Raw genomic sequence first — 23,500 nt, forward strand, 5'->3', positions numbered from 1 at the left:
CGGGCGGCGGGGCAGCGCGGGAAACGCCGGCGCCGGGGCGGCCGCCGGCACCCTGGGGATACGCGGCGCCCGTCCAGCCCACTACAATCCGCCTTATGAATACGAACACCCCCGAATCCCCGGGCGGCGCCCAGGCGCCCGCCCCCCTGTCGGACGCGACCCGCGCGGCCCTGGCCCCGGCCGGGCAGGCGCCGCACAGCCCCGGCGCCACGCACATCCGCAGTTTCGTCCACCGCCGCGGCCATATCACCCAGGGCCAGCGCGAGGCGCTGGAACAGTTGCTGGGCAAATGGTCGATTCCCTACGCCGACCGCCGCCTCGACCTGGCCGCCGCCTTCGGCCGCGCGGCCCCCACCGTGCTGGAAATCGGCTTCGGCATGGGCGAGACCACCCAGCAGATCGCGCAGGCGCGGCCCGGCGACAATTTCCTGGGGGTCGAGGTCTTCAATGCCGGGGTGGGCGCCATGCTGCGCCGGATCGAAGACAACGGCCTCGAGAACGTGCGCATCATCCAGCACGACGCGGTCGAAGTGGTGCGCGACATGATCGCGCCCGGCTCCCTGGCGGGCGTGCACGTGTATTTCCCCGACCCCTGGCCCAAGAAGCGGCACCACAAGCGGCGCCTGATCCAGCCGCCCTTCGTGGCGTTGCTGGCCAGCCGCATCGCGCCGGGCGGCTACCTGCACTGCGCCACCGACTGGCAGGAATACGCGGCGCAGATGCTCGAGGTCCTCAGCGCCGAGCCGCTGCTGCGCAATACCGTGGCCGACTACGCGCCGCGCCCCGATTACCGTCCGCAAACCAAGTTCGAGACGCGCGGCCTGCGCCTGGGCCACGGCGTGTGGGACCTCATCTTCAAGAGGATCGTGTAGCCATGCTGTACCCCGCCATCGAGCCTTACCGCCACGGCATGCTGGATACCGGCGACGGCCACCAGGTCTATTGGGAACTGTGCGGCAACCCGGACGGCAAGCCGGCGGTGTTCCTGCATGGCGGTCCGGGCAGCGGCTGCTCGCCGGTGCATCGCCAGTTGTTCAACCCGCAGCGCTATAACGTGCTGCTGTTCGACCAGCGCGGCTGCGGCCGCTCCACTCCGCACGCCAGCCTGGACAACAACACGACCTGGCACCTGGTGGCGGACATCGAACGGCTGCGCGCCGAAATCATGGGCGCGCAACGGTGGCTGGTATTCGGCGGCTCGTGGGGCTCGACGCTGGCGCTGGCCTATGCGCAGACACACCCCGGCCATGTCAGCGAGCTGGTGCTGCGCGGCATCTTCGGCCTGCGCCGCGCCGAATTGCAGTGGTTCTACCAGGACGGCGCGTCGTGGCTGTTCCCCGACCACTGGGAAGCCTACCTGGCGCCGATCCCGCCGGAAGAGCGCGGCGACATGATCGCCGCCTACCACCGGCGCCTGACCGGCCCGGACCCGGCCGAGCAACTGCGCGCCGCCAAGGCCTGGAGCAAATGGGAAGACAGCACCATCACGCTGCTGCCCAGCCCGCGCCACCAGCAAAGCCATGCCGCCGACCGCGCCGCGCTGGCCTTCGCCCGCATCGAGAATCACTACTTCGTCCATGGCGGCTTCATGGAAGAAGGCCAGCTGATCCGCGACGCCCATAAACTGCACGGCATTCCCGGCACCATCGTGCAGGGCCGCTACGATGTCTGCACGCCGGTGCGCACCGCCTGGGACCTGCACCGCGCCTGGCCGCAGGCGCAGTTCCACCTGGTGCCGGACGCCGGCCACGCCTTCGACGAGCCCGGCACGCTGGCCCGCCTCATCGAGGCCACCGACGGCTATGCGACGCAATAGATCAGACAGAGAACCATCATGCACATCACCCTGAACGGAGACGCGCGGGAGTTTCCGCTGGACACCACTATCGCCGAACTGCTCGATACCCTGGGCTACGCCGGCAAGCGCATCGCGGTCGAGCGCAACGGCGAAATCGTGCCCAAGAGCCAGCACGGCGCGACCGTGCTGCGCGACGGCGACCAGGTCGAGATCGTGGTGGCGGTGGGCGGCGGCTGAACCGGCGCCACAACACATTGTGAAATTTATCAACGGTGCGCTACCCATGCGCCCCGCGCGCTTGTATAAGCCGTTGCGCGTAGTACCCTGACGCCTGGTTTGCCGCCGGCCCGCGCCGCAACTCGCGCCGCAGACCGGTTTCACCCACCGGAGTCCTGCATGCCGCTCAAAGTCCTGACCGGAGACACTTCCGGCCTGTCCTTCGGCTCACTGTTACTGCGCATCGTCTGGTTCACCGGCCGGGCCACCGGCGCGGCCGCCGAACGCATCGCCGGCCATGCCTGGGTGGCCGAGCGCATCCGCTTCCTGCGCGCCTGGCGCGCCAATCCCAAGGGCGTCGGCGCCATCTGGCCCTCCAGCCCGCGCCTGGCGACCGCCATCACCCGCGGCATCGAGCCGGAAGCCGGCCCCTGCCTCGAACTGGGCGCCGGCACCGGCGCCTTCACGCGCGCGCTGGTGGCGCGCGGGCTCGACCCCGCGCAACTGGCCCTGGTGGAAATGGACTCCCAGTTCGCCCAGCAATTGCGGCGCGATTTCCCCGGCGCGCAAGTGCACCAGATCGACGCCGCCCGGCTGGCCGGGCGCCCGCTGTTCGAGTCAGGCCTGGCGGGCGGCGCGGTATGCGGCCTGCCCTTGCTGAACATGCCGGTCAAGCAGCAGATCGGCATCCTGCGCGGCACCTTCTCGCAACTGTGCCCCGACGGCGCGGTGTACCTGTTCACCTATGGCCCGCGCTGCCCGGTGCCGCGCCGCGTGCTCGACCGCCTCGGCCTGCGCGCCCGGCGCACCGAAACGGTGCTGGCCAATGTGCCGCCCGCCCACGTGTGGAAACTGACGCGCCGCAGCGCGGCGGGCACGCTCCACACCCGCGCATAAATAGCTTGTTACACCTTGCCCGCCGCGCGCGGCGGCGCGTGACGCATATTCGGCCCATAATCAGCCTGCAGTATGCGTATACGCGGCATCTTCTGCGTTCTCGTGCTTAACGTTTCTTAACAGCCAAAGGAAATACCATGGGTCTGCTCAGCTTTATCAAAGACGTCGGCGAAAAACTGTTTGGTGCCAGCGAAGCCCAGGCGGCATCCGTTGATGAACTGAAGAAAGAACTCGACAAGCATGGCCTGAATGCCGAAGGCCTGGAAATCAAGGTCGACGGCGACAAGGTCACCGTGTCCGGCCAGGCCGCCTCCACCGAAGAAGCCGAGAAAATCGCGCTGGCGCTGGGCAACACGGTCGGCGTGGCGCAGGTGGACAACCAGCTCACCGCCAAGCAGGCCGCGCCGGAAGCGCAGATGTACACGGTGCAGAAGGGCGACAACCTGTGGAAGATCGCCGAGGCGCACTACGGCAAGGGCCAGGGCGCCAAGCACACGGTCATTTTCGAGGCCAACAAGCCCATGCTGACGCACCCGGACAAGATCTACCCGGGCCAGGTGCTGCGCATTCCGCCGCTGAACTGAACCGCACAAACCGGCAAGCCCCGCAGTATTTGCCGGTTTGCCTCGGGGCGGGCCTTCCCCGTCCGCCCCGACCGACTCGGCCAGGCCAATCAGGCGCCTGGCCGTTTTTTTGGCCGGCCGCCGTCGAAGGCCCAGGTGTCAGGCTCCGAAGGTGCCTGACACCCCTGTGCGCCTGGACTCTCTCAGTCGTACGGGGTCAGCGCTTCACCACCCGCTGCGCGGCCGCCGCAACGGGAACGCGGAGGTGTCTGACACCCGCAGGGTGTCAGACACCTGGACACCTCGGCGCCCGCCACGTTCAGCGCAGGCCGCCGAAGCGCCCCAGGCCCTTCATGCCGCCCATGGCGCGCATCATCTTCGACATGCCGCCCTTCTTCATTTGCTTCATCATGCCCTGCATCTGCTCGAACTGGTTCAGCAGGCGGTTGACTTCCTGCACGGGCACGCCCGAGCCGGCGGCGATGCGGCGCTTGCGCGAGGCCTTGATCAGTTCGGGCTTGGCGCGCTCGGCCGGCGTCATGGCATTCAGGATGCCTTCGGTGCGGCGCAATTGCTTTTCCGCCTGGCCGCCCTGCAGCTGGCCGGCCGCCTGCTGGAACTGCGCGGGCAGTTTTTCCAGCAACGAGCCCATGTCGCCCAGCTTCTTGACCTGGCCCAGCTGCTCGCGGAAGTCGTTCAGGTCGAACTTGCTGCCCGACTTGAGCTTGGTGGCCAGCTTCTGCGCTTCGGCGATGTCGATGTTCTTCTGCGCCTGCTCGACCAGCGACACGATGTCGCCCATGCCCAGCACCCGCTGCGCCATGCGGTCGGGGTGGAACGGCTCGAGCCCGTCGAGCTTTTCGGAGACCCCGACGAACTTCAGCGGCTTGCCGGTCACGTGGCGCACCGACAGCGCCGCGCCGCCGCGCGCGTCGCCGTCCAGCTTGGTCAGCACCACCCCGGTCAGCGGCAGCGCGTCGGCGAAGGCACGCGCGGTGTTGACCGCGTCCTGGCCCTGCATGGCGTCGACCACGAACAGGGTCTCGACCGGGTGGACCAGGTCGTACAGGGCGCGGATCTCGCGCATCATGGCCTCGTCCACGCCCAGGCGGCCGGCCGTATCCAGGATGAGCACGTCGTAGTGGTGGCGGCGCGCGTGGTCGACCGCGTTGCGGGCGATGTCTTCCGGCTTCTGGCTGGGGTCGGAGGGCAGGAAGTCGATGCCGGCCTGCGCCGCCACGGTCTTGAGCTGTTCGATGGCGGCCGGGCGGTAGACGTCGGCGCTGACGGTCAGCACCTTCTTCTTGCCGGTGTTGCGGCCGTTCTGCACGTGCTGGCCCTGGGCCAGCCAGCGGCCCAGCTTGCCGCTGGTGGTGGTCTTGCCGGCGCCCTGCAGGCCGGCCATCAGGATCACGGCGGGCGGCTGCACGGCCAGCGACAGTTCCCCGGCGCCCTGGCCCAGGTCGCCGCCCATCAGGGCGGTCAGTTCCTTGTGGACCACGCCGACCAGCGCCTGGCCGGGGCTGAGGCTGCCGGCCACTTCTTCGCCCAGCGCCTTTTCCTTGACGCGCGCCACGAAGTCGCGCACCACCGGCAGCGCCACGTCGGCCTCGAGCAGCGCCATGCGCACTTCGCGCAGCATTTCCTGCGTGTTGGCCTCGGTCAGGCGGGCTTCGCCGCGCAGCGTCTTTACGACGCGCGACAAACGTTGAGTCAGGTTATCGAGCATGAGAGGCGTTTCCGCTTACACTAGTTGATTGAACGGTGGCCCGGGCAGGCGGCTTTTTGTGCCTGCTGGCGAATAGCGCCCTGCGGCCCCATCCAGACAACGGTTTTTATGTCATTAGGCATTGTATTTCACGCCGTGGCCGCCCTGGCCTACGCCGTGCTCGCGGCGGCGTTGTGGCGGCGCCTGCGGGGCGCGGGCAGCGTCGAAAAAACGGGCCGTATTGCCCGGGCCTGCCTGCTGGGCGCCCTGGTGCTGCACGGCATCGGCCTGCAGCAATCCATGCTCGGCGGCGGCAATCTGTTCATCGGCTGGGCCCTGGCCCTGTCGGCCGCGGTCTGGCTCGGCATGGTGGTGTTCTGGCTGGAAAGCCTGCTGGTGCGCATCGACGGCCTGCAACTGCTGCTGGTGCCGGCCGCCACGCTGGTCTGCGCCATGGCGGCGCTGTTTCCCGACGGCCAGCTGGTGCCGCACGCCGACAACACCTGGCTGCGCCTGCACCTGCTGATCGCCCTGGCGGCCTATGCGCTCATCACCGTGGCGGCGCTGCACGCCCTGCTGATGGCGCTGCTCGACCGCCACCTGCACCGCCCGCTCGACGCGCCGGCCGAGCGCAGCATCGTCAGCCGCGTGCTCGACGCCCAGCCGCCGCTGCTGGTCCAGGAACGGCTGCTGTTCCGCGTCATCTGGATCGGCTTCGTGGTGCTGACCGCCGCCGTGGCGTCGGGCTCGATCGCCTCCATGCAGCTCACCGGCAAGGTGCTGCCGTTCGACCACAAGACCGTATTCACCCTTTTGTCATGGCTGACCTTCGGCGTGTTGCTGCTCGGCCGCCACATCCGCGGCTGGCGCGGCCGCGTGGCGCTGCGCTGGACGCTCACCGGGTTCGCCTTCCTGATCCTGGCCTATACCGGCAGCCGGTTCGTGCTGGAAGTCATTCTTCATCGGAGCTGAAGTGGGCAAGCTGCTGATCTGGGTCGTCATCATCCTGGTGGCCATGCTGGTGCTGCGCATCGTCGCGGCGCGGGCCGCCACCAAGCGCAATGCTCCCCCGCCGCAACCGCCCGCGCGCCAGCCGGGCGGCCAGCCGGCCGAGTCGATGGTGCGCTGCGCCCATTGCGGCATTCACCTGCCGCGCTCGGAAGCGATCATGCTCGAGGGCAAGGTGTGGTGCAGCCGCGACCACGCCCGCCTGGGCGAGCGCTGACCCGGCGCGAGCCCGGCACGGCCGGCCCGGAGGGGGGCCGCCGGCAAGGCGGGCATAATGAGGGTTATGCTTCCCCATTCGATGAGCCGCATCCATGTTCCTACAGCTTGATCGACACGGGTGGCTGGCGCCCGCGCCGGGTGTGCGCCTCCTCCCTTCGCCCAATTGCGATGCCCGCCCCGCCGGCCTGCCGGTTTCCCTCCTGGTGATCCACAACATCAGCCTGCCGCCCGGCGAATTCGGCGGGCCGCACGTGGCCGGCCTGTTCCTCAACCGGCTCGACTACGGCGCCCACCCCTGGCTGGAACGCCTGCGCGGGCTGCGCGTGTCGGCGCATTTCTTCGTGCGCCGCGACGGCGCCATCGTGCAGTTCGTGTCCACCGAGGCGCGCGCCTGGCATGCCGGCGTCTCGCGCTTCGGCGCGCGCGAGCGCTGCAACGATTTTTCGCTGGGCATCGAGCTGGAAGGCACCGATACGCTGCCCTACACCGACGCGCAGTACACTGCCCTGGCCAAGCTGGCCCGCGTGCTGCGCGCGCGCTACCCGCTGCGCGCCGCGTGGGGCCACCAGCACATCGCGCCCGGCCGCAAGACGGACCCGGGCCCGGCTTTCAATTGGGCGCGCTTCGGCCGCGCGGCCGGATTCCCCCGGCGCATGCTCGCGCCCTGCTGACCAAGGAACCATCATGCTGAAGATCTGGGGACGCCTGAGTTCGGTGAACGTGCAGAAAGTCGTCTGGGCGGTGCGCGAGCTGGCGCTGCCGCACACGCTGACGCAAGTCGGCGGCCAGTACGGCGGCCTGGACACGCCCGAATACGGCAAGATGAATCCCAACCGCAAGGTGCCCGTCATCGACGACGGCGGCCTGGTGCTGTGGGAATCGAACGCCATCGTGCGCTATCTGGCCGCGCGCTACGGCGAAGGCTCGCTGTGGCCCACCGATGTGGCGCTGCGCGCCCATGCCGACCGCTGGATGGACTGGACCGCCACCGAATGGCAGCCGGCCATCGCGCCGGCCTTCTTGGGCCTGGTGCGCACGCCCGAGGCGCAGCGCGACGCGGCCGCCATCGAGGCCTCGGCGCGCAAGGCCAATGCGCTGGCCCTCATGCTGGAAGACGCCCTACAGCAGCGCGAATTCATCGCCGGCGCCCACTTGACCATGGGCGACGTGGTGCTGGGCTGCGTGGCGCACCGCTGGCTGGGCACGCCCATCGAACGCCCCGCCACCCCGGCCCTGTCGGCCTGGTACCGCCGGCTGATGATGCGCCCGGCCACCCAGGGCGTGCTGACCCTGCCGCTGGCCTGACGCGCGGCCCGGCCACCGCCGTTCAGGCGCGCGTTGCCGGACGCCAGCCCAGTTCCGCCGAGATCGCCGCGGCCACTTGCTTGACGGTGGGCGTCAGTTCGCCCATGCGTTCCAGCGACAGGTACGGCACCGTGCTGGACACGCTCAGCGCCGCCACGATGGCGCCGCCCGCATCGCGGATCGGCGCGGCCACGCAGCGGATCGACGGTTCGTTGTCTTCCAGGTCGTAGGCATAGCCGTGCGCGGCGTAGTCGCGCATGCGGTCGCGGAACGCCTCCCAACCCTGCCCCGCCCCCGCCGCGCGCGGCGACACGGGCGCCCCCACGCGCTGCAGGCGGCGCCAGTCGGACTCGTCCAGGTCCAGCAGCAGCGCCTTGCCGACGCCCGTGGCGGCAAGCGGCATCCGATGCCCCACGCGCGAGCGCATCTCCAGCCCCTTCTTGCCGGGGATTTTCTCCAGGTACAGCACTTCGTCGCCGTCGCGCACGGCCAGGTGGATGGTGTCGCCCGTCAGTTCCGCCAGCCCGTGCAGGTGCGGCCGCGCCAGCGCGGCCAGCGGGAACGCCTCGCGCGCCTGGAAGCCCAGCTCGATCAGCTTCGGCCCCAGCGCATAGCCCACGCCCGCCACGACGCGCAGATAGCGCTCCTGCACCAGGCTGCTGGCCAGCCGGTGCGTGGTGCTGCGCGCCACGCCGATGCGGGCGCAGATCTCGCGCAGGTCGCGCGCCCCGTCGGCCACCGCCTGCACGATCGCCAGCCCGCGCATCAAGGTCTGGGTGCCGGTGGGAGCGGCGGAAGCGGTCGAATCGGAAGCGGTAGGAGTGGGCATCGCGGAAATCTGCAAAACGGACGAGCGTGGCCGCCAGGGCGGCAAGCCCGCAAGAATACCGGACCGTGCCGGATTGCGCTGAGTTTATCCCTATATATGGGATTAAGTTCTATATTTTGAGATTTTTTCGCGATTCTTCTAGAATTTCCGGCATGCCGCCGGCCGCCAGCCGCGGCCACCCGATGACGACAAGGCAGCCGCCGCGCGCGGCCGCCACACGACGAGACAGCTTCATGCCTACCCATCCGCCCGGCCGCGCGGCCCTGATCGCGCTGGATTGGGGCACCTCCTCGCTGCGCGCCTATCTCCTGGACCAGGACGGTCAGACGCTGGAAACCCGCCGCCTGCCGTGGGGCATCATGCACCTGCCCCAAGCCGTGCCGCATGAGCCGGCGGCGCGCGGTTTCGAACTGGCATTCGAGCAGGCTTGCGGCGACTGGCTGCGCGCCGCGCCGGACCTGCCCGTCATTGCCTGCGGCATGGTCGGCAGCGCCCAGGGCTGGCGCGAGGCCGCCTACCTGGAAGTGCCCACCGAACTGCCGCGCATCGCCACCCGGCTCACGCTGGTCGAGCGGCCCGGCGCCACGCCGGTGCACATCGTGCCGGGCCTGATCCAGCGCCACGGCCTGGCCAACGTGATCCGCGGCGAAGAGACCCAGGTGTACGGCGTGCTGGCGCAACAGCCCGACCTGGCCGATGACGTGCTGATCGGCTTGCCCGGCACGCACTCCAAATGGGTGGCCGTGCGGCGCGGCCGCGTCACGCATTTCGACACCTTCATGACCGGCGAGGTCTACGCCGCCCTGCGCAGCCACACCATCCTGGGCCGCACCATGGCCGCCGACGCGCCGTCCGACCCGGCCGCCTTCGCGCGCGGGCTGCGCGTGGCCGGCTCGCCGGCCGGCCGCGCCGGCGTGCTGTCCACCATCTTCAGCGCGCGCGCGCTCGGCCTGGCCGGCGAACTGGCCCCGGCGGCCCAGCCCGACTACCTGTCGGGCCTGCTGATCGGCCACGAAATCGCCGCCCTGGCCGAGCTGCTGCGCCACAGCGGCGGCCAGCCACGCATCGTGCTGTGCGGCGACGCCGAACTGTGCCAGCGCTACGACGCCGCGCTGCGCCACTACGGGCTCGACGCGCCGGCGCTGGCCCGCCACGCCACGGAGCGCGGCCTCTATCACCTGGCCCGCGATGCCGGCCTGGTGGCCGCCGCGCCCGCACAACCCGCCAAGGAACCCTCATGAACGCTTCCGCCCTGCAAACCGCCATGGCTCGCTGCGGCCTGATCGCCATCCTGCGCGGCATCCGTCCCGCCGAAGCGGTCGCCGTCGGCCAGGCCCTGTACCGGGCGGGTTTCCGGCTCATCGAAGTGCCGCTGAACTCGCCCGAGCCGCTGGACAGCATCGCCGCGCTGCGCCAGGCGCTGCCGGACGACTGCCTGGTCGGCGCCGGCACCGTGACCGACTCCGCCGACTGCGCCCGCATCGCGGCCGCCGGCGGGCAGCTCGTCGTCATGCCGCACAGCGATGCCGCCGTGATCCGCGCGGCCAAGGCCGCCGGCCTGGCCTGCTGCCCGGGCGTGGCCACGCCCACCGAGGCCTACGCCGCGCTGGCGGCCGGCGCCGACGTACTCAAGATGTTCCCGGCCGAACAACTGGGCCCGGCGGTGCTCAAGGCATGGCGGGCGGTGTTGCGCCCGCCCGTGGCGCTGGTGCCGGTGGGCGGCATCGTGCCCGACAGCATCGCCGCCTACGCCCAGGCCGGCGCCAGCGGCTTCGGCCTGGGCTCGGCCCTGTACAAGCCGGGCGACGCCGCCGCCAGCGTCGCCGCCCGCGCCCAATCCTTCATCGCCGCCTGGCGAGCCGCCTATCCCGCAAAGGAAAACCAAGCATGAAGATCACCAAGCTCACTACCTACGTCGTGCCGCCGCGCTGGCTGTTCCTGAAAATCGAAACCGACGCCGGCGTGGTCGGCTGGGGCGAGCCCGTGGTGGAAGGCCGCGCCCATTCCGTGGCGGCCGCCGTCGAGGAACTGTCGGACTACCTGGTCGGCAAGGACCCGCGCAACATCGAGGACCACTGGACCGTGCTGTACCGCGGCGGCTTCTACCGCGGCGGCGCCATCCACATGAGCGCGCTGGCCGGCATCGACCAGGCGCTGTGGGACATCAAGGGCAAGGACCTCGGCGTGCCCGTGTCGCAGCTGCTGGGCGGCAATGTGCGCGACCGCATCCGCGTGTACTCGTGGATCGGCGGCGACCGGCCGGCCGATACCGCCGCCGCGGCCAAGGCGGCGGTCGAACGCGGCTTCACCGCCGTCAAGATGAACGGCACCGAAGAGCTGCAATTCATCGACTCGTTCGACAAGGTCGAGAAATGCCTTGAGAACGTGGCGGCGGTGCGCGACGCGGTCGGCCCCAACGTGGGCATCGGCGTGGACTTCCACGGCCGCGTGCACAAGCCCATGGCCAAGGTGCTGATCAAGGAACTGGCGCCCTACCGGCTGATGTTCATCGAGGAACCCGTGCTCAGCGAACACTACGAGGCGCTCAAGGAACTGGCGCCGCTGTCGTCCACGCCGATCGCGCTGGGCGAGCGGCTGTTCTCGCGCTGGGACTTCAAGCGCGTGCTGGCCGAGGGCTATGTGGACATCATCCAGCCCGATCCTTCGCACGCCGGCGGCATCACCGAGACCCGCAAGATCGCCGCCATGGCCGAGGCCTACGACGTCGCCCTGGCGCTGCACTGCCCGCTCGGCCCGATCGCGCTGGCGACCTGCCTGCAGATCGACGCCGGCTGCTACAACGCCTTCATCCAGGAACAGAGCCTGGGCATCCACTACAACGCCGACAACGACCTGCTCGACTACGTCAGCAACCGCGAGGCGTTCGCCTACCAGGACGGCATGGTGGCCATTCCGCAGGGTCCCGGCCTGGGCATCGAAGTCAATGAAGACTACGTGCGCGAACGCGCCGCGGTGGGCCACCGCTGGCGCAACCCGATCTGGCGCCACGCCGACGGCAGCTTCGCCGAATGGTAGGCCCGCCGGACCGCCCCTAGACCAACGATCCCTGTCCGCGCCGGCCGACGCCAGGCCGCGCGCGCCGCCAAGAGCCCGAGGAGACTTTCGTGCCGACCGCCAACACCGCCACCCTGGGCGCCGCGCAGCCCACGCGCAGCCGCTACCTGATCATGGTGATGCTGTTCATCACCGTCGTCATCAACTATCTGGACCGCAGCAACCTGTCGATCGCCGCGCCGGCGCTCAAGGACGAGTTCGGCCTGGACACCGTCCACGAAGGGCTGATCCTGTCGGCCTTCGGCTGGACCTACGCCGCCATGCAGATCCCGGGCGGCTGGCTGGTCGACCGCGTGTCGCCGCGCGTGCTGTACGCGCTGGCCCTGATCCTGTGGTCGGCCGCAACCTTCTTCATGGGCTTCGCCGGCAGCTTCGTGCTGCTGTTCGTGCTGCGCCTGGCCGTCGGCGCGCTCGAGGCGCCGGCCTACCCGATCAACAACCGCGTGGTCACCACCTGGTTCCCTGAACGCGAGCGCGCCACCGCCATCGGCTTCTATACCTCCGGCCAGTTCGTGGGGCTGGCCTTCCTGACGCCGGTGCTGGCCTGGCTGCAGCACCACTACGGCTGGCACATGGTGTTCGTCAGTACCGGCCTGCTGGGCATCGTATGGGGCGTGGTGTGGTTCCTGGTGTACCGCGAGCCGCGCGAGTTCAAGGGCGCCAACGAGGCCGAGATCGAGCTCATCCGCCAGGGCGGCGGCGTGGTCGACCTGGAGCGCCGCGTCACCGAGAAAAAAGCGCCGTTCCGCTGGAGCGACCTGGGCCTGGTGATGTCGCGCCGCAAGCTGTGGGGCGTGTACCTGGGCCAGTTCTGCCTGACCTCCACGCTGTGGTTCTTCCTGACCTGGTTCCCCACCTACCTGGTGAAATACCGCGGCATGGACTTCATCAAGTCCGGCTTCCTGGCCTCGGTGCCGTTCCTGGCCGCCTTCATCGGCGTGCTGTGCTCGGGCGTGCTGTCCGACTTCCTGATCCGCCGCGGCGCCACGGTCGGCATGGCGCGCAAGCTGCCCATCATCCTGGGCCTGCTGATCTCCACCGCGATGATCGGCGCCAACTTCACCGACTCGACCGCCTGGGTCATCTTCTTCCTGGCCGTGGCGTTCTTCGGCAACGGCCTGGCGTCCATCACCTGGTCGCTGGTGTCCACCCTGGCGCCGGTGCGCCTGCTCGGCCTGACCGGCGGGGTGTTCAACTTCGTGGGCAATTTGTCGTCGATCTGCACGCCCATCGTGATCGGCTTCCTGGTCACCCAGGACAGCTTTGCGCCCGCCATCATCTACGTATCGTCGCTGGCCCTGCTGGGCGCGCTGTCGTACATCCTGCTGGTGGGCAAGGTCGAGCGCATCGAGGCCTGAACGGCAACGGCCGCCGGCTAGCCGAGCCGCCCCAGCAAAGCCATCAACTGGCGGCGCTCGGCCGCGCTCAGGCCGGCGCTGATGCGCCGGTCGTGCGCCAGCACGGCCTCGGTGATCGCCGCATGGGCGCGCCGGCCCGCCGGCGTCAGGACCAGCGCGTAGGCCCGCTTGTCGGCCACCGCCTCGTGGCGGGCCACATAGCCCAGGTCCTGCAACTGGTTCACCAGTTGCACCGCGCCCGACCGGGCGATCCCCAGGATGCGCGCCAGGTCGGTCAGCTTCAGGTCGGCATTGGCGGCGATCAGCGTCAAGGCCGAGAAGCGCTGCGGCGTGATGTCCCAAGGCTCCAGCGCGGCCAGGAAGTCCTCGTAGATCAGGATCTGCGCGCGCCGGATGGCATAGCCCACCAGCTCGTCGAGCGCGCCGTACTCGACCCCGGCGACGTGCGGGTCGAAACGCTCGCCGCGCGCCTGCGGGCGGCGCGGCCGGGACGATCGGGCTTGGGGCATGGCAACGGCTGCAATTCAAGGGGACTACACACTACCCCAGACCCGCCCGCCGCGCCACCCGCCCCGGGTTAGTCCCAGTGTGGCCGACCCGGCGATTTTGTTATGGTGCATAACAAAATCGATAAAGCTGGAGAGAGACCATGGACATCGTGATCGCCGGCGCGGGCATCGGCGGCCTCACCCTGGCATTGCTGCTGCACCAGCGCGGCATCGGTTGCCGCGTCTACGAAAGCGCCCAGGAACTGCGGCCGCTGGGGGTCGGCATCAACCTGCTGCCGCACGCCGTCAACGAGCTGGAGCAGCTCGGCCTGCTCGATGCGCTGGCGCGGCGCGCCATCCCGACTTCGGCGCTGCACTACTACAACAAATTCGGCCAACCCATCTGGCGCGAGCCGCGGGGCCTGGCGGCCGGCTACCCGCTGCCGCAGTTCTCCATCCATCGCGGCGAGTTCCAGATGCTGCTGGCCGATACCGTGCGCGCGCGGCTGGGCCCGGACGCCATCGTGACCGGCATGGCGCTCGAATCGGCCGACCAGGACGGCGGCCAGGCGCGCGCGCACCTGCGGCGCCGCGCCGACGGTGCGCTCCATACGGTCACGGGCGACGCGGTGGTGGGCGCCGACGGCATCCATTCCGCCTTGCGCCGCCAGCTTCATCCCAGCGGCGACGAGCCACGCTTCTCGGGCCGGATGCTGTGGCGCGCGGCCACCGAGGCCCCGCCATACCTGGACGGCTGCACCATGTTCATGGCCGGCCACCAGGACCAGAAGTTCGTCTGCTATCCGATTTCCGAGCCGCTGCGCCAGGCGGGCCGCTCGCTGATCAACTGGATCGCCGAACTGGCGGTCCCCGGCGCCGCGCTGCCGGCCACCGACTGGAACCGCCGCGTCGACGCATCGGTATTCGCCGGACGCTTCGCCGACTGGCGCTGGGACTGGATCGACATCCCCGCCATCATCGACGGCGCGCAGGCCATCTACGAATTCCCCCTGGTCGACCGCGACCCGCTGCCGCGCTGGACCCGCGGCCGCCTGACCCTGCTGGGCGACGCGGCCCACCCCATGTACCCGATCGGCTCGAACGGCTCGGCGCAGGCGATCCTGGACGCGCGCTGCCTGGCCGACTGGCTGGCGCAGGCGCGCCAGGGCAAGGTCCGCGCCCTGGAAACCGCGCTGCTGGAGTACGAAGCCGAACGCCTGCCGCGCACGGCCGGCATCGTGCTGCGCAACCGGCTCAACGGCCCCGAGCAGGTCATGCAAATGGCCGAAGAACGCGCCCCGCAGGGCTTCGCCGACATTGCCGATGTAATCGACGAACAAGAGCTGCACGCCATAGCGCTGCGCTACAAGCAGCTGGCCGGCTTCGACCCGGCCGCGCTGCGCCGCCCCGCCGGAGAGACGCCATGACCACCGCCGCCGCGCATGCCGCGCCGCCCCCGCTCGAATACGTGGCCACGCTGCACGTCCAGGTAGGCCCGCCCCAGGAAGTCGGCGACACCCCGCAGGGACGCCGGCGCGTCATCCCGATCCTGGGCGGGCGGGTCGAAGGCCCGCTGCTCAATGGCGCCATCCTGCCGGGCGGCGCCGACTTCCAGTCGATCCGGTCGGCCACCTACACCGATATTCATGCGCGCTACGTCATCGAGACGCCCACCGGCCAGCGGGTCTATGTCGAGAACACCGGCATCCGCACCGGCAGCGCCGACGACATCGCGCGGCTGGCGCGCGGCGAACCGGTCGACCCCGCCCGCATCTATTTCCGCAGCTACCCGCGCTTCGAGACCGCCGCGCCCGAACTGGCCTGGCTGCACGACTGCCTGTTCATCGGCACCGGCGCCCGCTACCCGGACCGCGTGGAACTGCGCTTCTACCGCATCGGCTGAGCCCGAGTATTGACAAACGCCGGCCACGCACCGGCGGCCATCCCAAGGAGACGACCCATGCCCTCGCTTTCCCGCCGCCTGCTGACCGCGGCCCTATTGTGCCTGCCGCTGGCCGCCGTGGCGCAATACCCCGACGCGCCCATCCGCCTGAACGTCGGCTTCCCGCCCGGCACCGGGCCCGACATCGTCGCGCGCACCCTGTCGCACCACCTGGGCGAACGGCTCGGGCAGAGCGTGGTGCTGGAGAACCGCGCCGGCGCGGGCGGCCAGATCGCCGCCCAGGCGGTCGCGCGCAGCCCGGCCGACGGCTACACCCTGCTGCTGGGCGAAGTCGGCTCCATCAGCATCTCGCCCGCCACGTACAGCAACCTCAATTACGACCCGGCGCGCGACTTTGCGCCGGTCTCCGAAGTCGTGCGCGCCGACTTCGTCCTGGTGGTGCCGGCCAGCTCGCCGCACCGGGACCTGGCGGCGTTCATCGCCGCCGGCAAGAACGCCGGCGACCGCGTGAACTTCGGCACGTTCGGCGCCGGCACGCCGGGCCATTTCGGCGCCGAGCTGTTCGCGCGGGAAGTCGGCATGAAGATCGAGCCAGTGCACTACCGATCCACCGGCGACGCGGTCTCGGCCTTGATATCGGGCGGCGTGCAGGCCGCCTTCGTCACCACGGCGATGGCCGCGCCGCAGGTCAAGGGCGGCAAGATGCGCGCGCTGGCCATCACCGGCGCGCAGCCTTCCCCCGCGCTGCCCGGCGTGCCCACCTTCGCGCAGGCCGGCTACGACAAGGTCGATTTCGGCGCCTGGTTCGCCCTGTTCGCGCCGGCCGGCACGCCGGCAGCGGTGCTGGACCGCCTGCAGTCCGAAAGCGCCGCCGCATTGCGCGTGCCCGAGGCCCGACGCACCCTGGGCGACGCCGGCTTCACCATCGTCGGCTCCGACCGCCAGGCCCTGCAGGCCTTGCTGGCATCCGAAGCCCGCCGCTGGTCGGACATCGTCAAGGCCACCGGCTTCAAGGCCAACTGACGCATCCCCGCCGCGTCCTGCATCAACTCAGCGACGGCAAGTGTCGTTCCAGGTGTCAGACACGTCCAGCGGCGACATCCATACCCAGGTCTGCAGGTGTCAGACACCTCCGGTGTCTGACACCCATTGCCCACCTCAAGCCTTCAGCAACAAGGCATTCATGCGCTTGACGAAGGCAGCCGGGTCGGCGATCTGCGCGCCTTCGGCCAGCAGCGCCTGGTCCAGCAGCAGGCGCGCCCACTCGCCGAACTCGTCGTCGCCGGCGTCGCGCACCCGCGCGATCAGCGCGTGCTCCGGGTTGATCTCCAGCACCGGCTTCACGTTGGGCGCGTCCTGGCCGGCGGCCTTCAGCATGCGCAACAGGTGGGGGCTCAGCTCGTTCTGGCCCACCACCACGCAGGCCGGCGAATCGACCAGCCGCAGCGTCACCCGCACTTCCTTGACCTGGTCTTCCAGCGCCTTCTGCAGGCGCTCGACCAGCGGCTTGAAGGTCTCGGCCACTTCGGTCTGGCGCTTCTTCTCGTCCTCGTCGGCCAGCTCGGCCAGGTCCAGGCCGCCCTTGGCCACCGACACCAGCGGCTTGCCGTCGAATTCGCGCAGGTAGGACAGCATCCATTCGTCGACGCGGTCCGACAGCAGCAGCACCTCGATGCCCTTCTTGCGGAAGATCTCCAGGTGCGGGCTATTGCTGGCCGCCGCGAAGCTGTCGGCCGTCACGTAGTAGATCTTGTCCTGGCCTTCCTTCATGCGCGACACGTAGTCGGCGAACGACACGGTCTGGGCAGCCTCGTTGGCATGGGTCGAGGCAAAGCGCATCAGCTTGGCGATGCGTTCAAGATTGCCGGCATCCTCGCCCGCGCCTTCCTTCAGCACCTGGCCGAATTCCGTCCAGAAGGCGGCGTAATCCTCCGGCTTGTTCTCGGCCAGGTCCTCCAGCAGCGACAGCACGCGCTTGGCCGAGCCCTCGCGGATGGCGCGCACGTCGCGGCTTTCCTGCAGGATCTCGCGCGACACGTTCAGCGGCAGGTCGGCCGAATCGATCACCCCGCGCACGAAGCGCAGGTACGACGGCAGCAGTTGCTCGGCGTCGTCCATGATGAACACGCGCTTGACGTACAGCTTCACGCCGCGCCGCCCTTCGCGGTCCCACAGGTCGAACGGCGCGTGCTTGGGCACGTACAGCAGCTGCGTATATTCGCTGCGCCCCTCGACCCGGTTGTGGGTCCAGGCCAGCGGGTCGTCGTAGTCGTGCGACACCGTCTTGTAGAACTCGCGGTACTGCTCGTCGGTCACGTCGTTCTTGCTGCGCGTCCACAGCGCATTGGCCTGGTTGACCGTCTCCAGTTCGTCCTTCTTGACCTGCTCGCCCTTGTCGCTGTCCCACTCTTCCTTGGCCATGCGGATCGGCAGCGAAATATGGTCGGAATAGCGGCGCAGGATCTCGCGCAGCTTCCAGCCATTGAGCAGTTCGTCCTGGTCTTCGCGCAAGTGCAGCGTCACATCGGTGCCGCGCGTGTCTTTCTCGGCGGCGGCGATGCTGAACTCGCCCTGGCCGTCCGATTCCCAGAGGATCGCCTCGCCGGCGGCGGCGCCGGCCCGGCGGCTCAGCACCGTGACCTTGTCGGCCACGATGAACGACGAATAAAAACCCACCCCGAACTGGCCGATCAGCTGCGCGTCTTTCTGCTTGTCGCCGGTCAGCTGCGCGAAGAACTCGCGCGTGCCCGAACGGGCGATGGTGCCCAGGTTGGCCACGGCCTCGTCGCGCGACAGCCCGATGCCGTTGTCGGAAATGGTGATGGTGCGCGCGGCCTTGTCGTAGTCAACGCGGATGGCGAGCTCGCCGTCGCCTTCCAGCAGCGCCGGGTCGTCGATGGCCTGGAAGCGCAGCTTGTCGCAGGCGTCGGAGGCGTTCGAGACCAGTTCGCGCAGGAAGATTTCCTTATTGCTGTACAGCGAATGGATCATCAGGTGCAGCAACTGCTTCACCTCGGCCTGGAACCCCAGGGTTTCAGGCGTGGCGGACGTGGCGGTTTGGCTCATGATTCGAACGATATGATCAAAAATTGAACAAAATACCGGCCCGGCGTCGGGGATTCCGCCGGCCGGGCCCGGAAACCGCAAGTTATATGGGCGGCCCCGGGGAATTTCAAGACACCGCCCGCCCGGCCCGGTGGGCACTTAACATAGCCCCTTGCATGTGTCATTGTGTGGGGTCAAAGCCGCCGCAGGCAGGCCTGGATAAACTTTTGATTTTGGCGACACCGCCCCCGGCCCCTGCCGGCCCCTTCCCGTCGCCGTGTTACTGGAGATCCCCATGCTGGTCAAAGCCACCCTTGCCGTCCTGCTGTCCGCCGCCAGCCTGCCCGTGCTGGCAGCGCAGTGCGAAACCACCGTCGAAAGCAACGACGCCATGCAGTTCAACACCAAGGAAATCGTCGTCGACCAAAGCTGCAAGGAATTCACCGTCCACCTCAAGCACGTCGGCAAGATGGCCAAGGCCGCCATGGGCCACAACTGGGTCCTCACCAAGGAAGCCGACATGCAGGCCGTCGCCACCGACGGCATGACCGCCGGCCTCGACAAAGACTACGTCAAGCCCGACGACGCCCGCGTCATCGCCCACACCAAGCTCATCGGCGGCGGCGAATCCGACTCCGTCACCTTCGACACCTCCAAGCTCGCCGCCGGCGACAAATACGCCTTCTTCTGCTCCTTCCCCGGCCACTGGGCCATCATGAAGGGCGCACTGAAGTTCGGCAGCTGATCCGCCTCGCTTCCATCGACGGGCGCCCCACGGGGCGCCCGTTTCGTTTCATACGTCCCCGACCGGGTTGACCTAGCGCAACGCGCGCCCCTGCGCGCCTGCGTAGCATGGCGTGCAACAACATTTCAAAGAGTAATCGCATGCCAGGGCTCGTAGTACCGGCGAATTCCTCGGGGCTATTTCGCATCTTCGCCTTCCTCCTCCTGGCCTGTACCGCTGTCCTCCTCAGCACGGCGCAAGCCCAGCGGCTGCCGCATTTCCTGGCCGCCTTCCCGCCCGGCGAACTCTACCCCGGCGCCGACCGCCTCGGCCCGCCCGAAGGCCAGCCGCTCGCCGCCCGCGCCTACGCCGGCGACCGCCCCCTGGGCCATGTCTACCTGACCACCGACGTGGTCAACACGCGCGGCTATTCCAGCAAGCCCATCGACGTCGTGGTGGCCCTGGCCGACAACGGCCGCATCGAAGCCGCCCGCCTGGTCGAACACCACGAACCCATCGTGCTGATCGGCATCCCCGAATCCCGCGTCGAGGCCTTCATCAACGGCTATGTGGGCCTGAACTTCATCGATTCCCCGCCGCGCCACGGCGCGCCGCCGCCGGTCGACATCATCAGCGGCGCCACCGTCACGCTGATGGTCATCGGCGACAGCATCACCCGCTCCGCCATCGCGGTGGCGCGCAGCCGTGGCATCGGCGCGCCCGCCGCCGCCCCTGCCGGCGCCCCCGCCGCGCCGGCGCGGGTGGTGGACGACGCCCTCGGCCCGGTCCAGCCGTGGCAAGCCCTGCTCGACAGCGGCGCGGTGCAGCGCCTGCGCCTGTCGGTGGCCGACGTCAACCAGGCGTTCGAGCGCACCGGCCGGCACGACGCCGCCGCCCGCCCGGAAGCCGCCGACCCCGCCGCCACCTTCATCGACCTCTACGCGGCGCTGGTCAGCGTGCCCACCATCGGCCGCAGCCTGCTGGGCGACGCCACCTGGCAGCACCTGTCCGCCCGCCTGGCGCCGGGCCAGCAGGCCGTCCTGGTGGCGGGTAGCGGGGCCTACTCGTTCAAGGGGTCGGGCTACGTGCGCGGCGGCATCTTCGACCGCATCGAGATCATCCAGGGCGAAAGCAGCTTCCGCTTCCGCGACCGCGACCACCAGCGCCTGGCCGACGTCGCCGCCCCCGGCGCCCCGTCGTTCCCGGAAGTCGCCCTGTTCGTCGTCCCGGAAGACGCCACGCTGGACCCGGTCGCCCCCTGGCGCCTGCAGCTCATGGTGCAGCGCGTGCTCAGCGTCACGGACAAGGCTTTCGTCACCTTCGACCTGCCGTACGAACTGCCGCAGGCCTACACCCGTCCGGCCCCCGGGGCGGCGCCGGCCGACGCGCCCGTCGCGCAGCCCGCCGCGGCCGAGCCCGCCTTCGACGACACCGCGCCCGCGCTCTGGAAGCAGATCTGGCACGCCAAGCGCGGGCAGGTCGTCATCCTGGCCGTCGGGCTGGACGTGCTGGTGGGCATCTTCTTCTTCCAGGACCAGCTCACCCGCCGCCCCCTGCTGCACGACCGCGTGCGGCTGGCCTTCCTGGCCTTCGCGCTTTTCTGGATCGGCTGGTATGCCCAGGCCCAGCTGTCGGTGGTCAACGTGCTGACCTTCACCACCGCGCTGCGCACCGAGTTCCGCTGGGACGACTTCCTGATGGACCCGCTGGTGTTCATCCTGTGGTGCGCCACCGCCATCTCCATGGTCTTCTGGAACCGCGGCGCGTTCTGCGGCTGGCTGTGCCCCTTCGGCGCCCTGCAGGAACTGGCCAACCGGCTGGCCAGGCGGTTGGGCATCAAGCAGGTCACCGTGCGCCACGGCGTCAACCAGCGCCTGTCCACCCTCAAGTACGTCATCTTCCTGGTGCTGTTCGGCTATTCGCTGTACGACCTGGCCCTGGCCGAGAAGCTCGCCGAAGTCGAACCCTTCAAGACGGCCATCATCCTGCGCTTCGTGCGCGACTGGCCCTTCGTGGTGTTCGCGGTGGCGCTGGTGGTCGCCGGGCTGTTCATCGAACGCTTCTTCTGCCGCTACCTCTGCCCGCTCGGCGCGGCGCTGGCCATCCCCGCGCGCCTGCGCATCTTCAACTGGCTGCGCCGCTACCACGAATGCGGCAACCCCTGCCAGCGCTGCAACCAGGAATGCCCGGTGCAGGCCATCGACCCCACCGGCGCCATCAACCCCAACGAATGCATCCAGTGCCTGCATTGCCAGATGCTGTACCACCATGACGGCAAATGCCCGCCCCTGATCCAGAAGAAGGCCAAACGCGAACGCCGCCGCGCGCCGCCCGCGGAAGCCGTGCTGCACCACGTGCCGCGCGCCAAGCCCGACTCGCCGCCGTCTCCCTCCGCCAATTTCTGACCCCACACCACGGCCCCACGCCATTACATCCAAGGAGTTAGCCATGTCCGATCAGAAAACCGACCGAACCGGACTCAGCCGCCGGGGCTTCCTGGGCACCGCCGCATTATCCGGTGCCGCAGGCCTCGTCGGCGGTGCGCACCTGTCCGGCGCCCACGCCAAAGACGACAAGCCGGGCGGCCAGTCCGGCCACGTGGCCCCCGGCGAGCTCGACGAATACTACGCCTTCAACTCCGGCGGCCAGTCGGGCGAAGTCCGCATCCTGGGCCTGCCCTCCATGCGCGAGCTGATGCGCATCCCGGTCTTCAACCACTGCAGCGCCACGGGCTGGGGCGTCACCAACGAAAGCCGCAAGGTTCTCACCGAGGGCCTGACGGAAGAAACCCGCGCCTACCTGAAAGACAAGGGTGGCGTCTACCTGAACGGCGACGCGCACCACCCCCACATGTCGTTCACCGACAGCACCTACGACGGGCGCTACGTCTTCATCAACGACAAGGCCAACAACCGCGTCGCGCGCATCCGCTGCGACGTCATGAAAACCGACAAGGTCACCGAGATCCCCAACGCCTCGGGCATTCACGGCCTGCGTCCGCAGCGCTACCCGCGCACCGGCTACGTGTTCGCCAACGGCGAGCACATCGTGCCGCTGCCCAACGACGGCACCGTCACCGACGACCCCAAGAAGAACTTCTTCGCCATCTACACCGCCATCGACGGCGACACCATGAAGATCGCCTGGCAGGTCATGGTCGACGGCAACCTCGACAACGGCGACGCCGACTACCAGGGCAAGTACTCCTTCGCCACCTGCTACAACTCCGAGAAAGGCGTCACCGTCGAAGAAGCCTCGGCCAACGAACAGGACTGGGTCGTGGTCTTCAACATCAAGCGCATCGAGGAAGGCGTCAAGGCGGGCGACTTCAAGACGCTGAACGGCGTGCCGGTGCTCGACGGCCGGGCCGGCTCCAAGTACACCCGCTACATCCCCGTGCCCAACTCGCCGCACGGCTGCAACGCCGCGCCCGACGGCATCCACGTGGTGCTCAACGGCAAGCTGTCGCCCACCGTCACCGTGCTGGACGTGCGCAAACTGGACGACCTGTTCGACGACAAGATCAAGCCGCGCGACTGCGTGGTAGCGGAACCCCAGCTCGGCCTGGGCCCGCTGCACACCGCCTTCGACGGCCGCGGCAACGCCTACACCACGCTGTTCATCGACAGCCAGATGGTCAAGTGGAGCCTCGACAAGGCCCGCCGCGCCTATGCCGGCGAGAAGGTCGACCCCATCATCCAGAAGCTCGACGTGCACTATCAGCCCGGCCACAACCACAGCACCATGGGCGAAACGCGCGAGGCCGACGGCAAGTGGCTGGTGTCGCTCAACAAGTTCTCCAAGGACCGCTTCCTGAACGTCGGCCCGCTCAAGCCGGAGAACGACCAGCTCATCGACATCTCGGGCGACGAAATGAAGCTGGTGCACGACGGCCCCAGCTTCGCCGAGCCGCACGACATGCTGCTGGTGCACCGCTCCAAGGTGCATCCGCTCAACGTCTGGAAGCGCGACGACCCCATGTGGGAAGACGCCCGCCAGCTGGCCAAGAAGGACGGCGTGGTGCTCGAGGACGCCGCCAAGGTGGTGCGCGACGGCAACAAGGTGCGGGTCTACATGATCGCCGTGGCGCCGATGTTCAGCGTCAAGCGCTTTGAGGTCAACCAGGGCGACGAGGTCACCGTGGTGGTCACCAACATGGAAGTCATCGAAGACCTGACCCACGGCTTCACGCTGGAAGGCCACGGCATCGCCATGGAAATCGGCCCGCAGGCCACTTCCTCGGTCACCTTCAAGGCCGACCGGCCGGGCGTCTTCTGGTACTACTGCCAGTGGTTCTGCCACGCGCTGCACATGGAAATGTCCGGCCAGATGGTCGTCCTGCCCAAGAAGTCGTAGCGGGCACG

24 protein-coding genes are annotated in these 23,500 nt (G+C 69.0%); 19 read left to right on the forward strand and 5 right to left on the reverse strand.

Features of this window, described 5'->3' with window-relative positions:
- Positions 1 to 95 precede the first annotated feature (95 nt).
- From trmB to lysM, 5 genes are all read left to right on the forward strand, one after another.
- Complete coding sequence (trmB, locus tag CAL24_RS20510) at positions 96 to 872, forward strand: tRNA (guanosine(46)-N7)-methyltransferase TrmB (protein WP_094807764.1); 777 nt, start codon at positions 96 to 98, stop codon at positions 870 to 872.
- Positions 873 to 874: 2 nt separating this feature from the next.
- Positions 875 to 1,816 (forward strand): prolyl aminopeptidase, encoded by a 942-nt coding sequence (gene pip / locus CAL24_RS20515; RefSeq protein ID WP_028352852.1) that lies wholly within the window; start codon positions 875 to 877, stop codon positions 1,814 to 1,816.
- Between the two features lie 18 nt (positions 1,817 to 1,834).
- Positions 1,835 to 2,035 (forward strand): sulfur carrier protein ThiS, encoded by a 201-nt coding sequence (gene thiS, locus CAL24_RS20520; protein ID WP_028352853.1) that lies wholly within the window; start codon positions 1,835 to 1,837, stop codon positions 2,033 to 2,035.
- A gap of 159 nt (positions 2,036 to 2,194) precedes the next feature.
- A complete protein-coding gene (locus CAL24_RS20525) occupies positions 2,195 to 2,911 on the forward strand; it encodes a class I SAM-dependent methyltransferase (RefSeq protein ID WP_212591747.1) in 717 nt (238 codons plus the stop codon).
- 137 nt (positions 2,912 to 3,048) lie between these two features.
- Positions 3,049 to 3,495 carry a peptidoglycan-binding protein LysM gene (gene lysM, locus CAL24_RS20530; protein ID WP_028352854.1) on the forward strand — a complete coding sequence of 149 codons (447 nt, stop codon included), beginning with the start codon at positions 3,049 to 3,051 and terminating at the stop codon, positions 3,493 to 3,495.
- 298 nt (positions 3,496 to 3,793) lie between these two features.
- Here lysM and ffh read toward each other — a convergent pair whose 3' ends face one another.
- Positions 3,794 to 5,203 (reverse strand): signal recognition particle protein, encoded by a 1,410-nt coding sequence (gene ffh, locus CAL24_RS20535; protein WP_028352855.1) that lies wholly within the window; start codon positions 5,201 to 5,203, stop codon positions 3,794 to 3,796.
- 108 nt (positions 5,204 to 5,311) lie between these two features.
- On the opposite strand from ffh, the gene CAL24_RS20540 reads away from it, so the two are divergent.
- The 4 genes from CAL24_RS20540 to CAL24_RS20555 all read left to right on the forward strand — a co-directional run bounded on the left by CAL24_RS20540 (position 5,312) and on the right by CAL24_RS20555 (position 7,714).
- Complete coding sequence (locus tag CAL24_RS20540) at positions 5,312 to 6,154, forward strand: cytochrome C assembly family protein (protein WP_094807765.1); 843 nt, start codon at positions 5,312 to 5,314, stop codon at positions 6,152 to 6,154.
- Between the two features lies 1 nt (position 6,155).
- Positions 6,156 to 6,407 (forward strand): PP0621 family protein, encoded by a 252-nt coding sequence (locus CAL24_RS20545; protein ID WP_094807766.1) that lies wholly within the window; start codon positions 6,156 to 6,158, stop codon positions 6,405 to 6,407.
- Between the two features lie 94 nt (positions 6,408 to 6,501).
- Positions 6,502 to 7,080, forward strand: a complete 579-nt coding sequence (gene ampD, locus CAL24_RS20550; protein ID WP_028352858.1) for a 1,6-anhydro-N-acetylmuramyl-L-alanine amidase AmpD — start codon at positions 6,502 to 6,504, stop codon at positions 7,078 to 7,080.
- Positions 7,081 to 7,093: 13 nt separating this feature from the next.
- Complete coding sequence (locus CAL24_RS20555) at positions 7,094 to 7,714, forward strand: glutathione S-transferase family protein (RefSeq protein ID WP_028352859.1); 621 nt, start codon at positions 7,094 to 7,096, stop codon at positions 7,712 to 7,714.
- A 22-nt stretch (positions 7,715 to 7,736) separates the two neighbouring features.
- Here CAL24_RS20555 and CAL24_RS20560 read toward each other — a convergent pair whose 3' ends face one another.
- Both CAL24_RS20560 and CAL24_RS24465 read right to left on the reverse strand, forming a co-directional pair.
- On the reverse strand, positions 7,737 to 8,543 hold the full coding sequence (locus CAL24_RS20560; RefSeq protein ID WP_094807767.1) for an IclR family transcriptional regulator: 807 nt from the start codon (positions 8,541 to 8,543) through the stop codon (positions 7,737 to 7,739).
- A gap of 109 nt (positions 8,544 to 8,652) precedes the next feature.
- Entirely contained in the window at positions 8,653 to 8,778 is a 126-nt protein-coding gene (locus CAL24_RS24465; RefSeq protein WP_269321370.1) for a hypothetical protein, read from the reverse strand.
- Here CAL24_RS24465 and CAL24_RS20565 point away from each other — a divergent pair.
- The 4 genes from CAL24_RS20565 (at position 8,777) to CAL24_RS20580 (ending at position 12,976) form a co-directional block, all read left to right on the forward strand.
- Positions 8,777 to 9,784 (forward strand): 2-dehydro-3-deoxygalactonokinase, encoded by a 1,008-nt coding sequence (locus tag CAL24_RS20565; RefSeq protein ID WP_094807768.1) that lies wholly within the window; start codon positions 8,777 to 8,779, stop codon positions 9,782 to 9,784. The two genes, CAL24_RS24465 and CAL24_RS20565, sit on opposite strands and share 2 nt — an antisense overlap.
- A complete protein-coding gene (locus CAL24_RS20570; RefSeq protein WP_094807769.1) occupies positions 9,781 to 10,434 on the forward strand; it encodes a 2-dehydro-3-deoxy-6-phosphogalactonate aldolase in 654 nt (217 codons plus the stop codon). Before CAL24_RS20565 ends, CAL24_RS20570 begins: the two co-directional genes overlap by 4 nt.
- Entirely contained in the window at positions 10,431 to 11,579 is a 1,149-nt protein-coding gene (gene dgoD / locus CAL24_RS20575) for a galactonate dehydratase (protein ID WP_028352941.1), read from the forward strand. Before CAL24_RS20570 ends, dgoD begins: the two co-directional genes overlap by 4 nt.
- An 89-nt stretch (positions 11,580 to 11,668) precedes the next feature.
- A complete protein-coding gene (locus tag CAL24_RS20580) occupies positions 11,669 to 12,976 on the forward strand; it encodes an MFS transporter (RefSeq protein WP_051439247.1) in 1,308 nt (435 codons plus the stop codon).
- 17 nt (positions 12,977 to 12,993) lie between these two features.
- Here the strand turns inward: CAL24_RS20580 and CAL24_RS20585 are convergent, their stop codons facing one another.
- Positions 12,994 to 13,485: a MarR family winged helix-turn-helix transcriptional regulator gene (locus CAL24_RS20585; RefSeq protein ID WP_028352863.1), complete on the reverse strand. Its 492-nt coding sequence runs from the start codon at positions 13,483 to 13,485 to the stop codon at positions 12,994 to 12,996.
- A gap of 140 nt (positions 13,486 to 13,625) precedes the next feature.
- On the opposite strand from CAL24_RS20585, the gene CAL24_RS20590 reads away from it, so the two are divergent.
- Genes CAL24_RS20590 through CAL24_RS20600 form a run of 3 tightly spaced genes read left to right on the forward strand, consistent with a single transcriptional unit; the run spans position 13,626 to position 16,390 of the window.
- Positions 13,626 to 14,891, forward strand: coding sequence for a flavin-dependent oxidoreductase (locus tag CAL24_RS20590; protein WP_094807770.1), 1,266 nt, complete (start codon positions 13,626 to 13,628; stop codon positions 14,889 to 14,891).
- Positions 14,888 to 15,367: a DUF3237 domain-containing protein gene (locus CAL24_RS20595; RefSeq protein ID WP_028352865.1), complete on the forward strand. Its 480-nt coding sequence runs from the start codon at positions 14,888 to 14,890 to the stop codon at positions 15,365 to 15,367. The genes CAL24_RS20590 and CAL24_RS20595 overlap by 4 nt, the downstream gene beginning before the upstream one ends.
- A 57-nt stretch (positions 15,368 to 15,424) precedes the next feature.
- Positions 15,425 to 16,390 carry a Bug family tripartite tricarboxylate transporter substrate binding protein gene (locus CAL24_RS20600; RefSeq protein ID WP_028352866.1) on the forward strand — a complete coding sequence of 322 codons (966 nt, stop codon included), beginning with the start codon at positions 15,425 to 15,427 and terminating at the stop codon, positions 16,388 to 16,390.
- Between the two features lie 135 nt (positions 16,391 to 16,525).
- On the opposite strand, the gene htpG is transcribed toward CAL24_RS20600, so the two are convergent.
- Complete coding sequence (gene htpG, locus CAL24_RS20605) at positions 16,526 to 18,433, reverse strand: molecular chaperone HtpG (protein WP_028352867.1); 1,908 nt, start codon at positions 18,431 to 18,433, stop codon at positions 16,526 to 16,528.
- 274 nt (positions 18,434 to 18,707) lie between these two features.
- Between htpG and azu the strand changes: the two genes are divergently transcribed.
- From azu to nosZ, 3 genes are all read left to right on the forward strand, one after another.
- Positions 18,708 to 19,157, forward strand: a complete 450-nt coding sequence (gene azu / locus CAL24_RS20610; RefSeq protein WP_028352868.1) for an azurin — start codon at positions 18,708 to 18,710, stop codon at positions 19,155 to 19,157.
- Between the two features lie 140 nt (positions 19,158 to 19,297).
- Entirely contained in the window at positions 19,298 to 21,541 is a 2,244-nt protein-coding gene (locus tag CAL24_RS20615) for a NosR/NirI family protein (protein WP_094807771.1), read from the forward strand.
- Positions 21,542 to 21,584: 43 nt separating this feature from the next.
- A complete protein-coding gene (gene nosZ / locus CAL24_RS20620; protein WP_028352870.1) occupies positions 21,585 to 23,492 on the forward strand; it encodes a TAT-dependent nitrous-oxide reductase in 1,908 nt (635 codons plus the stop codon).
- Positions 23,493 to 23,500 lie beyond the last annotated feature (8 nt).

The organism is Bordetella genomosp. 2, assembly GCF_002261345.1.
GTDB lineage: Bacteria > Pseudomonadota > Gammaproteobacteria > Burkholderiales > Burkholderiaceae_B > Bordetella_A.

Excerpts from the sequence above, each read along its gene's own strand:
- trmB (WP_094807764.1), top strand. The coding sequence starts at position 96 with ATGAATACGAACACCCCCGAATCCCCGGGCGGCGCCCAGGCGCCCGCC.
- pip (WP_028352852.1), top strand. The coding sequence starts at position 875 with ATGCTGTACCCCGCCATCGAGCCTTACCGCCACGGCATGCTGGATACC.
- thiS (WP_028352853.1), top strand. The coding sequence starts at position 1,835 with ATGCACATCACCCTGAACGGAGACGCGCGGGAGTTTCCGCTGGACACC.
- CAL24_RS20525 (WP_212591747.1), top strand. The coding sequence starts at position 2,195 with ATGCCGCTCAAAGTCCTGACCGGAGACACTTCCGGCCTGTCCTTCGGC.
- lysM (WP_028352854.1), top strand. The coding sequence starts at position 3,049 with ATGGGTCTGCTCAGCTTTATCAAAGACGTCGGCGAAAAACTGTTTGGT.
- ffh (WP_028352855.1), bottom strand. The coding sequence starts at position 5,203 with ATGCTCGATAACCTGACTCAACGTTTGTCGCGCGTCGTAAAGACGCTG.
- CAL24_RS20540 (WP_094807765.1), top strand. The coding sequence starts at position 5,312 with ATGTCATTAGGCATTGTATTTCACGCCGTGGCCGCCCTGGCCTACGCC.
- ampD (WP_028352858.1), top strand. The coding sequence starts at position 6,502 with ATGTTCCTACAGCTTGATCGACACGGGTGGCTGGCGCCCGCGCCGGGT.
- CAL24_RS20555 (WP_028352859.1), top strand. The coding sequence starts at position 7,094 with ATGCTGAAGATCTGGGGACGCCTGAGTTCGGTGAACGTGCAGAAAGTC.
- CAL24_RS20560 (WP_094807767.1), bottom strand. The coding sequence starts at position 8,543 with ATGCCCACTCCTACCGCTTCCGATTCGACCGCTTCCGCCGCTCCCACC.
- CAL24_RS20565 (WP_094807768.1), top strand. The coding sequence starts at position 8,777 with ATGCCTACCCATCCGCCCGGCCGCGCGGCCCTGATCGCGCTGGATTGG.
- CAL24_RS24465 (WP_269321370.1), bottom strand. The coding sequence starts at position 8,778 with ATGAAGCTGTCTCGTCGTGTGGCGGCCGCGCGCGGCGGCTGCCTTGTC.
- CAL24_RS20570 (WP_094807769.1), top strand. The coding sequence starts at position 9,781 with ATGAACGCTTCCGCCCTGCAAACCGCCATGGCTCGCTGCGGCCTGATC.
- dgoD (WP_028352941.1), top strand. The coding sequence starts at position 10,431 with ATGAAGATCACCAAGCTCACTACCTACGTCGTGCCGCCGCGCTGGCTG.
- CAL24_RS20585 (WP_028352863.1), bottom strand. The coding sequence starts at position 13,485 with ATGCCCCAAGCCCGATCGTCCCGGCCGCGCCGCCCGCAGGCGCGCGGC.
- CAL24_RS20590 (WP_094807770.1), top strand. The coding sequence starts at position 13,626 with ATGGACATCGTGATCGCCGGCGCGGGCATCGGCGGCCTCACCCTGGCA.
- CAL24_RS20595 (WP_028352865.1), top strand. The coding sequence starts at position 14,888 with ATGACCACCGCCGCCGCGCATGCCGCGCCGCCCCCGCTCGAATACGTG.
- CAL24_RS20600 (WP_028352866.1), top strand. The coding sequence starts at position 15,425 with ATGCCCTCGCTTTCCCGCCGCCTGCTGACCGCGGCCCTATTGTGCCTG.
- htpG (WP_028352867.1), bottom strand. The coding sequence starts at position 18,433 with ATGAGCCAAACCGCCACGTCCGCCACGCCTGAAACCCTGGGGTTCCAG.
- azu (WP_028352868.1), top strand. The coding sequence starts at position 18,708 with ATGCTGGTCAAAGCCACCCTTGCCGTCCTGCTGTCCGCCGCCAGCCTG.
- CAL24_RS20615 (WP_094807771.1), top strand. The coding sequence starts at position 19,298 with ATGCCAGGGCTCGTAGTACCGGCGAATTCCTCGGGGCTATTTCGCATC.
- nosZ (WP_028352870.1), top strand. The coding sequence starts at position 21,585 with ATGTCCGATCAGAAAACCGACCGAACCGGACTCAGCCGCCGGGGCTTC.